Origin of the sequence: Flavobacterium algicola (assembly GCF_022399565.1) — a bacterium.
Classification (GTDB): Bacteria; Bacteroidota; Bacteroidia; order Flavobacteriales; family Flavobacteriaceae; genus Flavobacterium; species Flavobacterium algicola.
Genome location: NZ_JAJTUT010000002.1, coordinates 73951 through 88094 on the forward strand (window position 1 = coordinate 73951; position 14144 = coordinate 88094).

General features: G+C 33.8%; 8 protein-coding genes. 5 read left to right on the forward strand and 3 right to left on the reverse strand.

Going from position 1 to position 14144, the window contains the following annotated elements:
• Positions 1–33 precede the first annotated feature (33 nt).
• From LXH21_RS07355 to LXH21_RS07375, 5 genes are all read left to right on the forward strand, one after another.
• Entirely contained in the window at positions 34–1596 is a 1563-nt protein-coding gene (locus LXH21_RS07355) for a sialate O-acetylesterase (RefSeq protein ID WP_239864029.1), read from the forward strand.
• 64 nt (positions 1597–1660) lie between these two features.
• Entirely contained in the window at positions 1661–2518 is an 858-nt protein-coding gene (locus LXH21_RS07360) for an alpha/beta hydrolase (RefSeq protein WP_239864031.1), read from the forward strand.
• Positions 2519–2825: 307 nt separating this feature from the next.
• Positions 2826–6023 carry a glycoside hydrolase family 2 TIM barrel-domain containing protein gene (locus LXH21_RS07365; RefSeq protein ID WP_239864040.1) on the forward strand — a complete coding sequence of 1066 codons (3198 nt, stop codon included), beginning with the start codon at positions 2826–2828 and terminating at the stop codon, positions 6021–6023.
• 122 nt (positions 6024–6145) lie between these two features.
• Positions 6146–6817, forward strand: a complete 672-nt coding sequence (locus tag LXH21_RS07370; protein ID WP_239864042.1) for an SGNH/GDSL hydrolase family protein — start codon at positions 6146–6148, stop codon at positions 6815–6817.
• Between the two features lie 118 nt (positions 6818–6935).
• Positions 6936–8348 (forward strand): arylsulfatase, encoded by a 1413-nt coding sequence (locus LXH21_RS07375; protein WP_239864044.1) that lies wholly within the window; start codon positions 6936–6938, stop codon positions 8346–8348.
• Positions 8349–8662: 314 nt separating this feature from the next.
• On the opposite strand, the gene LXH21_RS07380 is transcribed toward LXH21_RS07375, so the two are convergent.
• From LXH21_RS07380 to LXH21_RS07390, 3 genes are read right to left on the reverse strand one after another with little or no spacing between them, the layout of a single operon-like run.
• Positions 8663–9565: a BT_3987 domain-containing protein gene (locus tag LXH21_RS07380; protein WP_239864053.1), complete on the reverse strand. Its 903-nt coding sequence runs from the start codon at positions 9563–9565 to the stop codon at positions 8663–8665.
• Between the two features lie 20 nt (positions 9566–9585).
• Entirely contained in the window at positions 9586–11319 is a 1734-nt protein-coding gene (locus LXH21_RS07385; protein WP_239864055.1) for a RagB/SusD family nutrient uptake outer membrane protein, read from the reverse strand.
• Between the two features lie 25 nt (positions 11320–11344).
• Positions 11345–14128, reverse strand: a complete 2784-nt coding sequence (locus tag LXH21_RS07390) for a SusC/RagA family TonB-linked outer membrane protein (RefSeq protein WP_239864057.1) — start codon at positions 14126–14128, stop codon at positions 11345–11347.
• Between the last annotated feature and the right edge of the window lie 16 nt (positions 14129–14144).

Below are 14144 nucleotides of genomic sequence, written 5' to 3' on the forward strand. Positions count from 1 at the left end.
AAGTAATTCGTGCAGTATTTAACTAAAATCATCATGAGAAAATTAAGCATACTTATTGCCTGCTGCTTTGTTAGTTTTAATATAATTTCTGCTGCAGATCGTATTTCTAAAGTGGAAGGTAATTTAAATAGTCAAGAAGACTTTCGAGTAGCATCACTTTTCAAAGATCATATGGTTTTGCAGAGAGGTATGCCTGTTCCTGTATGGGGCAATGCGGCTGCTGGAGCGATTGTTACAATAGATTTTGCAGATTTGAAATTTAAAAAGGTAGTAGGCACAGATGGAAAGTGGTCTTTAAAATTAAATTCGCTTTCGGCTAGTTTCGAACCTAAAGTAATGACAATAACCTCTTCTAAAAATCAAAATGAAATTGTGATCGCGGATATTGTAATTGGTGATGTCTGGATCTGCTCGGGTCAATCAAATATGCAGTTTGGTATTAATGGTGCACCTGAAGTAAAAGCCTTGTTTCCATCAGCCAAAAATATTAGAAGTTTTACTGTTCAAAATACGGTTGCTTTTGAACCTCAAGACTCTTGCGATGGTGAGTGGATAAGTGAACAACCTAATAGTGCTGTTGCCTTTGCTTTTGCTTACTTTCTCGAAAAAGAAGTTAATGTTCCTATTGGGATTATAATGGCATCATGGGGAAGTTCGTCTTTAGAAGCTTGGATGCCAAGAGAGCTGACTGCATCAGTACCTCATTTTAAAGTGATGATGGAAGAATTTGATGATGATAAGGTGACACAAAGTAAAATTAAGAAGATACTAGCAGCTTCTAAACCTTGGACAAAAGAGGATGATATTTTCTTGCGCAGGCAAACTAATATTTTATTTAATGCGATGATGAATCCATTGATTCCGTATGCATGTAGTGGTCTTGCATGGTATCAGGGAGAACGGAATGCACAATCAATGCATGGTATGGTTAAAGAACCTTGGTATTCAAGGAATTCTGGGATTTTGGCTTATGGGAATACGCTAAAAGAATGGGTAAAAATGTATCGAAATTTGTGGGATAGAGAGAATATGCAATTTCAAATTGTAATGCTTCCTGGATATGAAGGAGTTTTAGATTCGGGACCTAGTAAAAATAGTAATAATCCAAATGCACATTCTTGGGCATGGATGCGGGAATCACAGTTAGAAGTACTTGATTTACCCCATACATCTGTCGTTAATACAATCGACTTAGGTGATGCGAAAAATATTCATCCCACAGATAAATTACCTATAGGCGAACGCCTAGCGCTACTTGCTCGAGCAAATGTTCTAAAAGAAAAAATAGAAGCTTACGGTCCAGTTTATAGAAAAGTTAAAAACGAGGGCAACACTCTAGTCGTGCACTTTGACCATGTAAATCAGCTTAAAACGATTGATGGTAAAGCACCGAGAGAATTTTGGTTGTCTGATGAATCCAATAAATGGGTACAGGGACAAGCTATAATTAAGGGGAAGACTATAGAGATTTCTTCTTCAGAAATAGCTAAACCTGTATATATACGTTATGCATTTACGGGTAAGCCAGATGTAAATTTAGTGAATGAAGAAAACCTGCCTGCATACCCTTTTAGAACTGATGAGTTTAAACCTTAGGAGGTTAGGAGAGTCCAAAGAACAAAGTGGAACTGAATTTTAATCATAAAATAAAAGAGTAAAGATGAAAAGTATAAGTTTAATGATAACGACAGCGGTATTGCTATTTTCAATAATTAGTGTAGCGCAAACTAAGTATGAACCGGATTCTGTATTTGTGTATAAAAACACAACTCAAGGAGAACTTAAAATGAATGTTTTTAAGCCTCAAGTTTCAGGGTGTAACAAGGAACTGCCAGTTATTGTTTTCTTTTTTGGTGGAGGTTGGACAGGAGGAAGTGCTAATCAGTTTTACCAGCAAGCGAGATTCTTTGCCGATAAAGGTATGATAGCTATTTCTGCTGAATATAGAATTTCGGGTAAACATAAAACATCTCCTTTTGAATCTGTGACTGATGGTAAATCAGCGATTCGTTATGTGAGAGAACATGCTGCGGAATTAGGTATTGATCCTGAGCAGGTAATAGCTTCTGGAGGTTCGGCAGGAGGACACGTAGCAGTGTGTACGGGAGTTATTGAGGGATTTGACGAGATAAATGAAAACCTGAAAATCAGTTCTGTTCCCAACGCGATGATTCTTTTTAACCCTGTAGTAGACACAACTGATAAAGGATACGGCGCCAAAAAAGTGGTTGACAGAGAAACAGAAATATCGCCAGTACATCATATAGAGAAAGGAATTCCTCCTACGTTGATTTTTCATGGAACTGCAGACAAGACAGTGCCATTTGAAAATGCGGAACGCTTTACAAAACTTATGCAACAAGCCGGTAACAAGTGCGAGCTTATTTCATATGAAGGACAAGATCATGGTTTCTTTAATGGTTCTTTTTTTAGAAGCGGTAGCGATGATGTTATCTTTTACGAAATGATGCAAAAATCGTTCGAATTTCTTTCTAAGATAAAACTTTTTAAAGAATAAAATTTCAGCATTTTTAATAGAATGAAGTAGCATTAGCAATAGTTTTACTACTGACTTAAGTCATAAGTAGCTTTAAAGTAATCTGTATGAGACTACTGCATTTCATATTTTTTTTATGTAAAATGTAGTAGTCTTTTCTTTTAGTAGTAACAAAGGTGCACGCTGCAACATTTACACCCCCTAATTGATAAATATGTCGCTTGTAATAACTCTATTTTTGTCACTATAATTTACAACTAGTAAGATGTAACATTATATCATGTTGCAATTAATATGAAATCTTAATAATATCAATAAATTTAATAAAATGACTAAATATTTTTATTTACTAATCGTTTCTAGTTTCGGTTTATTTAGTGGATCAGCCCAGGAAAAACCTATTTATAGCGCTCCTAAATGGGAAAATCCAGAATGGGAAAATCCAGAGATTTTTCAAATTAATAGAGAAGATCCAACAGCTTCATTTTTTAGATACACAAATGAAAAAGATGCTTTAAAAAATGAAAGTTGGAACAATTCCTCTTTGTATCAATCTCTAAATGGAGATTGGAGTTTTTACTATGCTGAAAATGTTTCATTGCGACCAACTAATTTTTATAAAGATGATTTTAGCTTGAAAGGGTGGAGTACTATTTCTGTTCCTTCAAACTGGGAGATGAAAGGTTTTGGTATTCCAGTTTATACTAATAGAACATATATGTTTCCTGCAAATCCACCTTTTATACCTCACGATATAAATAATGTAGGAAGCTACAAAAGAGATTTTGATGTTCCTGAAAACTGGAATGGTAAAGACATCTACCTTCATTTTGCAGGGGTAAGTGGTGCGATGTATGTATGGGTAAACGGTCTGAAAGTTGGATATAACGAAGGAAGCAAGACACCAGCTGAATTCAATATTACAAATTTTGCTCGTAAAGGGAAAAACACGGTTTCGGTACAAGTATTGCGTTGGTCTGATGCTAGCTATATGGAAGATCAAGATTTCTGGAGATTGAGCGGTATTGAGCGTGATGTATATATTTATGCTGCTAACACAGTTACAGTTAGAGACTTTAGAGTTATTGCGGATTTAGAAAATAACTATACTGATGGTCTATTAAAAACGGCAATTAAAGTGGATAACAATACCAGTAAAATGGCAACAAGAATAGTTACCGTCAAATTACTGGATGGAGCAAGTGAAGTATATTCAGATACGAAAACTCTTAAGCTTAATAAAGGGAGAAATAACGTTGACTTTTCTACGCAATTGAAAAATGTAAAAACCTGGAATGCAGAGCACCCAAATTTGTACACTTTGCTTATTGATTTTAAAGATGAAAAAAATGCAACGTTAGAAGCTACGGCAATAAAAGTTGGTTTTAGAAATGTAAAAATTGTAAACAATCAGTTTTTAGTAAACGGAATGCCAGTTTTATTAAAAGGAGCAAATCTTCACGATCATAGCGAAACAGAAGGACATACTATTTCAGAAGCTTTGACTATGAAAGATTTAGAAGTAATGAAGCAAAACAACCTGAATGCGATTCGCTGCAGTCATTATCCTAAAGACCCACATTTCTACAGACTGTGTGATAATTATGGTTTTTATGTAGTAGATGAAGCCAATATCGAAACGCACGGAATGGGAACGACTAATCAAGGTTTGGATAAAAATAAAAAAGACCAAGCAAAACATCCTGCTTACCTGCCACAATGGAAAGAAATGCACATGGATAGAACGATAAGAATGTTTGAACGCGACAAAAACTTTCCATGTATTGTAACTTGGTCATTGGGGAATGAAGCAGGAAACGGTGAAAACTTTTTTGCAACTTATAAATGGATGAAAGAAAATGACAATACAAGACCTACACAATATGAAGGGGCAACAAATTATGCTAACACCGATATTCAAGCACCAATGTATTGGACTATTGAAAAGATGATTCAATATGCTGAAAATAATCCTACTCGTCCTTTGATTCAGTGTGAATATGCACATGCGATGGGGAATAGTACAGGGAACTTCCAGAAGTATTGGGATGTTATTGAGAAATACGACATCATGCAAGGTGGTTTTATCTGGGATTGGGTTGACCAAGGAATGTTGACTAAGAATAAAAAAGGGGAGTCTTTTTGGGCCTATGGTGGAGATTTAGGTGGTGAGAATTTACAAAACGATGTAAACTTTTGTTTGAACGGAGTTGTAAATCCAGACAGGACTGCACATCCGGCATTATATGAAGTAAAAAAAGTATATCAGTATATTAAATTCAAAGCCTTAGATTTAAAAGAAGGTAAAATTGAAATCAAGAACATTTATGATTTTACTAATTTAAGTGAGTTTAAATTTGCATGGACTTTATTAGAGAATGGAAAAGAGATTGCAAAAGGAAATTTGCCAAAACTAGATGTAGCACCTTACCAATCTTCTATAGTGACTTTTGATTTACCAAAATTCGAAAATTCTACAGCTGAATACCATCTAAATGTGTATGCTTTGAATCAAAATGTCACAGATTTAATGCCTCTTAACCACGAAGTTGCTTTTGAACAATTTCAGTTAACAAAAGAAAATCTAGTTGCTAGTTCATCTGATTCTAAGGAAAAAATAAATATTACAGCAGCGGGGAATTCAACAATTGTTTCAAATGATAATTTTGAATTAAAAATAGACGATACAACTGGAAAAATTACAAGCTTAGATTATGGTAACGGAAACATTATGATTGAAAGTGTAACGCCAAATTTCTGGCGTGCTGTGACGGATAACGATTTTGGTGCAAAGTCTCCAGAAAAATTGGAAGCTTGGAAAACGGCAACTAAAGAACAAGAATTAGTTAGTATTACCATTTTAAATAATTCAAAAGAGCTTTCGCTTTCAAAATCTAAAAAAGTAAAAGGGAATATTCAAATTCAAACAGTTTTTGGATTGGCTTCTGTTAACGGGAAAATAACAGTTTCGTACAACATTGATCCATCTGGTGCTATCACAATTACAAATACTTTAAGTGATGTAGCAACTACATTACCACACTTACCAAGATTTGGAAACAATTTCATTATTAAAAATCAATATCAAAATGTAGAATGGTTTGGTAGAGGACCATTCGAAAACTACAATGATAGAAATACGGCTTCCTTAGTTGGTGATTATAAAGCAAAAGTAGAAGACTTGTACTTTCCTTATATTCGTCCACAAGAAAATGGATATAAAACAGATGTTCGTTGGGTCACTTTTACTGATAATTCAGGAAAAGGAATCAAGATAGAAGGTTCACAGTTGTTAGGTTTTAGCGCACACCACCAATACAACGATGATTTTGATGCAGGTAAAACAAAGCAACAACGCCATACAACAGATATTAAAAAGAGAGATTTTGTAAACATCAATGTTGACTACGGACAAACAGGGGTAGGAGGAGACAATAGCTGGAGCGAAAAAGCATTGGCTCATGATGAATTTAGAATTCAACCTAAAAATTTAAAATATTCATATAAAATTAGTCCTTTGAAGTAATACCACTTTAATAAGAGTTCCTCCCTAAAAGAGGAACTCTTTCTATGACTATTAAAATGTAATTTTAAAAAGAAATGATATCAAGATATTTGACTCGTGCATCTTGAAAATTAAATATTAGTATGAAAAAAATTAAAGGCAGCTGTTTATTTGCTATTATTTTACTTTTTACATTAACAAGTACTGTTCATAAAAAAACAAGGATCTTAATTATAGGAGATTCTATTTCAATTGGATATACGCCATCTGTAGAGCAAAGTTTAGTAGAAAAAGCAAATGTGTGGCACAATCCGGGTAATGGTCAATTTACTGGGAATGGATTAGAAAAACTAGAAGAATGGATTGGTCAAGGAAAATGGGATATTATTCAGGTGAATTGGGGACTATGGGATTTGTGTTATATTAATCCGGATTCAAAATCACAGGGGAATAGAGATAAAATAAATGGGAAAGTAAGAACGCCTATTGATGATTATGCTGCTAATCTAGAGGCGCTTATTCAATTGATAAAGAAAAAGTCGAATGCCAAAATCATTTTTGTAACAACAACAGTTGTTCCTGGAAATGAAGCAGGTCGTTTTCCTGAAGATGTTATTCGATATAACGACGTAGCCAAGCGTATTATGAAAGAGAATAATGTGTTGGTGAATGATATTTATGCAGCGTCAATTCCGATTCATGAAAAGTTTGGTCTAGGTGATGATGATGTTCATTATACCGTAAAAGGTTATGTTGCATTAGGGAAATTAATTACTCAGTTTCTAGAGAAAGAAATAGATAGTTTGAAAAAGTAATTTTTCTGTTTACTACAATTGGTTTCAATTTTTTTGGGCAATACGCAGTCTTTTCGCAATAGCAATTGATTATGTATTGCCCAAAATGTTTTTATAAATATTCACAATAAACAGAATTATGAAAAAACAATGTTTAGTACCCGCTATTTTTTTTATTCTAAGTTCATACGGTCAGAAAATTGAACAAGAGAAGCCCAATATTATTTATATCGTAGCCGATGATATGGGCTATGGCGATTTAGGGGTGTATGGACAACAAAAAATTAAAACACCTATTTTAGATCAAATGGCATCCGAAGGAATTCAATTTACCCAACATTATGCAGGTTCTACAGTATGCGGACCTTCAAGAGTTTCCTTAATGACTGGAAAACACATGGGACATAGTTCGGTAAGAGGCAATCCTAAATGGACGGCTACAGGAAACCCAATTGATATCAAATCTGAGGAGATAACCGTTGCGGAGGAGCTAAAAAGAGCGGGATACAGGACCGGTGTAATTGGTAAATGGGGATTAGCAGAGGCAAGCGACGAAAGTATGCCATTGAATCAAGGATTTGATTATTTTTATGGATATAGAGATCATGGTACCGCGCATCACTATTATCCTGAAGTACTTTGGGAAAATAATCGTTCGTTTAAAACGGGTAATAGTACTATGGAGAAAAAAGGAACTTATTCCCACGATACCTTTGTCGGTAAGGCCAAAGAGTTTGTTAACACCAATAAATCCAAACCATTTTTCTTGTATTTAGCCTTTACAATTCCGCACTATGAGTTGACAGTACCTGAAGATTCAAAAGAGCAGTATAAGCATCTGAATTGGGATGAAAGGACTTTGAAAGTGAAACCCAATGAAGGTTACCAACATGACGCTGATGGAAACGCCACTTATGCCGGAATGATCTCTAGATTGGACAGAGATATAGGCGATTTACTAAAATTATTGAAATCACTAAATTTAGATGATAACACAATAATCATTTTTACAAGTGATAATGGTCCAGAATATGATACTAATTTTTTCAACAGTAATGGAGATTTGAAAGGACGAAAAAGAGATTTGTACGAGGGAGGTATTCGTATTCCTTTTATCGCAAGATGGCCCGGACATATTAAACCTAGTACAAAAACGGAACATATTTCAGCATTCTGGGATTTTCTACCAACGGTTTGTGAGATAGCAGGAATCAAACCCACCGATGCGACTATTGATGGTATTTCATATTTACCAACTCTATTAAGTAATGATAAAAAACAACAAAAGCACGAATACTTGTATTGGGAATTTAATGAGAACAAAGGCCCCATTCAAGCCATTAGAAAAGGGGAGTGGAAAGCCGTTAAATATCTAAATAAACCATTAGAGCTTTATAATTTATTAAATGATATTAGAGAAACGACTAGTGTAGCCGATGCTAATCCATTAGTCGTAAAAGAAATGTTAGATATATTGAAAAATGGTAGAACTGAGAATTTAAATTTCCCGTTGAAGTTTCATGAAAAGTTGAATAAAAAAGAAAATGACTGATCTAAAGTTTTTCAACGTAATAAAAGAATAATAATAGCTTAGTTTAATCTAAAACTAGCAATGCGCATTTATGAATCTTGCTAGCAATTATTTTACAGGTTAATTAATAAGTATAAAAGTAATTTACTTGAGTTACTACTTTTTCTTGCTGTTAAACTTAGAAACAGAAAAAATTATTGATTCACAATTTGTCATAGGGTGGAAAGTAGAAAATTGAAGAGCTATTGTAAATATAATAAAGTAACAGATAAAAAAAAGTCTCTCATCTGGTTTAGAAAACTGATGAGAGACTTTTACTTTTTTAGAATAAGTAATTAGTAGCTGATTTGGTTGACACCATCAACAACTCTGTTTCTAAAATTTAAAATATCATTACATTTATATGAAGTACCATTGAATGTAAAAGAATAGTTTAACGTTACCTCACGTTTAGCAGGGTCGTAAGTAGATCCTCCATCATCGGTAACAGCTACTCCTCCAGTTGCAGTTTGGATAGTAATTTTATTATCGGCACCAATAGTCACCTGCAATTTTTTATCTACACCTCTTAAATTTGCAAGGCCATTGTAGGTAGCTGTAGTTGCAGAAGTGGTAGCAAATTGCAATTCATCTGTGATACCACCAGGATAAGTAATATTTTCAGTTACACCTCCAGTAGTTTTTGTGTACTTTCCATTTTGAATATAATTTCCAAATAATCTATTGATGTAAGAGAATCTGATTACAGTTGTACTAAAGTCTGCCAAAATTGAATCAGCTTTCACCACATTTTCTAATTTAAATCCTAAAGCATAATTGTTACCAAGTGCTAAAGGATCTGCAAGGTAATTAGCATTTACCTTAACATAAACAAAGCCTTGTACTTTGCCCGCAGGAATGGTGATTTTATTGTTTGCTGGATTCCCTTCACTATCTACAAGTGTATAGTAGGTTGCAGGCAATACAGTTTGACCAGAACCAGTTACTAGAGCATCATTTAAGGAGAAAGTAACTTCTACATTTTCGTTATTTGTCAATCTTCCACCTAGTACAACACCTACCCCAATTTGCAAACTTTCATCGATAATAAATGTACGATCAATATCTGCCTTGGGTAAGTATACTGAAGTATATTCAAATTCATTTTCTACAAAATCATCATAAGAACAAGATGTTGTCATTATTCCAACGGCAAGGGCTAATAATATAGCTATAGATTTCAATTTATTTCTTTTCATAATCATAGTATTTAGATTGATTACCAACCTTGGTTTTGTTGTAAATTTGAGTTCAATAGTACCTCACTATACGGTAAAGGTAAATAATAGTTTTTAGCTTCATAGTTTCTTCTTTCGACATCGATATTTTGATACGTAAAACTATTATCGGTGTTTTTTGTGATTTTAACACCTTTTACAGTTGGCGTATTTACAATATCTTTCCATCTCCTTAAATCATGAAAACGTTCTCCAGAAAAACACAACTCAATTCGTCTTTCATTTTTGAGCAACGTTCTAAAGTTAGTTTGGTTGAGAGCAGCTGTAGTTAGATAAGGATCAGTAGTGTAACCAGCTCTTAATCTTACTTTTGCTAATACATCTTTTGCCGAATAAGTATACCCAGCAGGAATAGCACTTGGCTGTCCAAAAGCTTCGTTTAAAGCTTCAGCATAACCCAAGTAAATATCAGATAGGTCAAGTTGTACGTAAACCTTAGGTAGGGTAGTAGTAGCATCAATCGCAGCAGGATCAAAATTTAATTTATTCAGAAATTTTTTCAAATAATAACCTGTTCTTGTTCCTTCATTAGCGATAAATCCACCAAAATTATCCAAACCGCCTTGATAAATTTGTAGTGCATTAAAATCAGTACCATTCGAAGATGTAAAACTTTTATCTCCATTATAAAAGATAAATTTATAAAATCTACTATCTCTTAATTCATATGGCATTGCAGGATTATAGGTGCTAGTGGCAGATGAAATCGGATAGCCTTTTGAATCAGGGAATGCGTCAATTAAATTTTGCGATGGATTGATTTCCCCTTGACCATATAAAGTTGGAGGGTATAATCTTTTTTCTAATGAGTTATCACTTCTTGCATTACGCATTCTCCATAAGTGATCTGCGTTGTTTTCATTACTAATGTTAAAAGCTTGTAGTGATTTTAATCCACCATTTTTATCAATTAGTTCTTTAGCCAAAGTTGCAGCAAGTTTCCATTTATCTAAATCATTAGTTAGATTAAAAGCGGGACTTGCGGCATATAAAGCTACTTTTGCTTTTAATGCATAAGCTGCCAATCCACTAGCTCTTCCTGTTTCGACTTCACTAATTCCAAGATTACTATTACCAGAACCTGTATATTTAAGAGGAAGGTAAGCAATTGCAACATCAAGATCTTTTAAGATTTGCGTTACACATTCTGCATACGTATTTCTACTCAGTTTAGCATATTCTTCATTTTTTAATATGCCATTCACAATAGGAAATCCAAGCATTTCCCCACTTTTAGATTGACCTCCAAAAACTTTTAGTAATTCCCATTCAGCCCAAGCTTTTAAGAAATGAGCTTCTCCATAATAGCGACTAACAATTCTTTCGCTTTGTGAAGCATTCTCCTCAGAAGGCAAATAAGGAAGACCAGTATTATGAACCAATTCTATGTATTGGTATACCTGTCTAATATTATTATACGATTGTTGCCAAACATAATTATAAGGATTGCTAGTAGGACCCCAATAACCAGTTGCTAATTCTGTTTCACCTGAATTTAAAACAGCATTATCTGTCAAATATTCAGCTGAAAAATCATTAAAATACTGAAAAGAGTAGTCTGTGTATATATCATCAATAATACCTCTTGAACGCAATCCAGACTCAGTAACAACCTCTTCTTTTGTATATTGGATTTCGTCTTCTAGGAATTCACTGCAACCTGTAATGCTAAGCATTACGGTAAAAACGGTTATTATTTTATAATTTAATTTCATATTATTTTTTTTTACCATTTAGTTATTAAAAGCTTATAGAAGCACCTAGAATAAAACTCCTCATCATTGGATATTCAAAAAATCCTGATCTTGGATCTTCTGGATCCAAATCTTTCATTTTGCTAAAAAGAGCTAAGTTACTTCCTCTTAAAAATAGTTTGACATTTGTAAATGGTCCATCAGTGACTATAGACTGTGGAAGAGTATAGCCCAATTCTAAATTAGATATTCTAAAGTAGCTACCATCTACTAACCAATAGTCTGAATCTTTGTAATTGTTTACGCTTCCTAAACTACTAAGTCTAGGATTGGCATTTCCATTTGGAAGATCATTTAAAATACTTCCATAGTAATTTTTCAAGCCAGTAGCAGTATAGTAAGCATAACTATTAAGATTAAGATCGTATCCTGTAACTCCCATTCCTACAACATCTAAGTTGAATCCTTTGAAAGCTACCCCAACGTTAATTCCATAATTAACTCGAGGAGTACTGTTACCTATAGCTCTTTGATCTCTAGAGTCAATAACATTATCGCCATTTTGATCTACATACTTGATATCTCCAATTTGCACGTTTCCAAATTGGGGTAGTGCACTACCAATATTTTCGGCAGTAAAAAGGCCGTCACTTACATATCCCATTATATTATCTTCTGCTTGACCTTGTTGTAATCTATACTGATCTGGATAAGCAATTTCAGCAATTTTTTCTCCAGTGATTTTATTGTAACCGGCATTTGCACTCACATAATATTTAAATGAGCCTATCTCATCACTAAAAGTTATGTTAGTATTAAAACCTTTATTTCTTCGATCTGTAAAATTTAATTGCGGTAGATAAACATTATTTCCCAAAGCAGTTGCATACAGAGCACTTGCCTGAGTGATTTGATTATTGATTTCTATATTAAAATAATTCACTTCAAAATTGAATTTTTTAAACATTTGTAATTCAACACCAGCAAACATTTGGTTGTACACTACCCAATCAATGGCTTCGTTACCCGTCGTGTTGAGTCTGTATCCGTAATTATTTTGAGTTGATGTTCCAGTACCCAAATACATTGTATTATTATTTTTACCACCAGCCCAAGTATCTAGATATAAAAAAGAAGATGCTGTGTATTCTGTACCTATGACTCCGTAAGAAGTTCTAAATTTTAGATGATCAATAAATTTACTATCTTTTAGAAAGTTTTCATTTGATGCTACCCAGGCAGCACCAATCGTAGGAAAGAATTTTGTTTTTCTATTATCAAGAAATTTTGAACTACTACTCGAATTTATATTTGCATAAACTATATATTTATTTTTCAAAGCAAAAGAACCATTCAAGTTTAGTGTAAGGTTGCGTTGATCAGGCGATGAAGCATCAATATTAGGTTGATAGTATAAAAGATGGCTAAAATTTAAGTTAAGTGAAGATTCATTCATGTATTTTGAATAATTCACATTTCCACCATACGTAAAATTGCGCTGTATTCCTGCTCCAGTTCTACTCACATTAAGTTGTAACACCTCGTTTCTATACAATTTTAAAGTAGGATCTTGTCCTTCTATCGTTTCTAATGTGTAAAGTTTTGGAGTATTATTGGCAATAAGCGATTGGGCATTATAAGTACGCATCATTATATAGGTATCATACGTAAGACCTTTTACATATTTTTTAAAATCGAAATCTAGTCCTAAATCAAAAACTAAATTAGCAGTGTAATCAGTTCTAGTTCCACCAGCTTCTAATTCTGATAGTAAATTAGTGTCAAATTGATTACTTACAACATAAGCTGAATCTCCCACTTTAAGAGGAAAAGCATTTGCAGGTGTTGCTGACATCCAAAGGAACATTTCATCTGCACCAATAATAGGTCGATTGTTCTCTCCAAATTTACCATAGACACTAGCATGAGTTCTCACCATATCATTAATACGAGTATCAATTTTAGTTCTAAAAGTGATATTTCTTCCTTCTATCGGATCTCCAATTTTCTCCAAACCTTCCCAATCTGAGTAACCGATGAATGCACTATAATTAACATTTTCCTGACCACCATATACATTGATTGAGGCAAAATTGGAAGGTGCTGACTTCTTTAAAAAAGTATCTTGCGAATTTACGTTAGGAAAACGTATTGGGTCTGAGCCATTTTTATAGGCCTCAATCGCTTCTGGACTGTAGACTGTTCCAAAGCCATCATTGTTTGATGCCTGGTTAATTACGGTCGCATATTCCGCTGCCGATAGTAATTTTGGTAACATGGTTGGGACATTAATTCCTCTTTGGTAATTAACTTCTACAACTGGTTTTGCAGTTTTACCACTTTTAGTGATAATGTAAATAAGTCCATTGTTTCCTAGGTTTCCTAGTAGTGAGTTAAAAGTAGCATCGTTAAGTATAATTACTTCTTCTACTTCTCGTAAATCTACTTGCAATCCTCTAGGTTGTCCATCTATTAAAATATAGGGAGTTCCTCCATTTAAGATATAGGAGTAATCACCATCTGTTCCAGGAGTATTGGTACTTCTAACTATTTTTAAGCCGGGTACTCTTCCTCTTAAAGCTTCAGATAAATTGTCACCTGCAGTTTTACGAAGTTCATTACCTGATACTCTAAATATTGCACCTGTTGTCTGACTTAGATTGAATACACCAAATGGAGTTCTTAGAATCTCATCGTTGCTTCCTACTGTAATAGAGTCTGACACAGTCAGTCCATTTGTAAGAGTATTTTGTGCAATCCCCGTATCTATAGCTATGGCATTTAGTAAGCAGAAAACAAAAAGATTGAATTTTGTTATGGTTAGTTTCATCTGTTTATTTTTATAT

Excerpts from the sequence above, each read along its gene's own strand:
- LXH21_RS07390 (WP_239864057.1), bottom strand. The coding sequence starts at position 14,128 with ATGAAACTAACCATAACAAAATTCAATCTTTTTGTTTTCTGCTTACTA.
- LXH21_RS07355 (WP_239864029.1), top strand. The coding sequence starts at position 34 with ATGAGAAAATTAAGCATACTTATTGCCTGCTGCTTTGTTAGTTTTAAT.
- LXH21_RS07365 (WP_239864040.1), top strand. The coding sequence starts at position 2,826 with ATGACTAAATATTTTTATTTACTAATCGTTTCTAGTTTCGGTTTATTT.
- LXH21_RS07370 (WP_239864042.1), top strand. The coding sequence starts at position 6,146 with ATGAAAAAAATTAAAGGCAGCTGTTTATTTGCTATTATTTTACTTTTT.
- LXH21_RS07380 (WP_239864053.1), bottom strand. The coding sequence starts at position 9,565 with ATGAAAAGAAATAAATTGAAATCTATAGCTATATTATTAGCCCTTGCC.
- LXH21_RS07375 (WP_239864044.1), top strand. The coding sequence starts at position 6,936 with ATGAAAAAACAATGTTTAGTACCCGCTATTTTTTTTATTCTAAGTTCA.
- LXH21_RS07360 (WP_239864031.1), top strand. The coding sequence starts at position 1,661 with ATGAAAAGTATAAGTTTAATGATAACGACAGCGGTATTGCTATTTTCA.
- LXH21_RS07385 (WP_239864055.1), bottom strand. The coding sequence starts at position 11,319 with ATGAAATTAAATTATAAAATAATAACCGTTTTTACCGTAATGCTTAGC.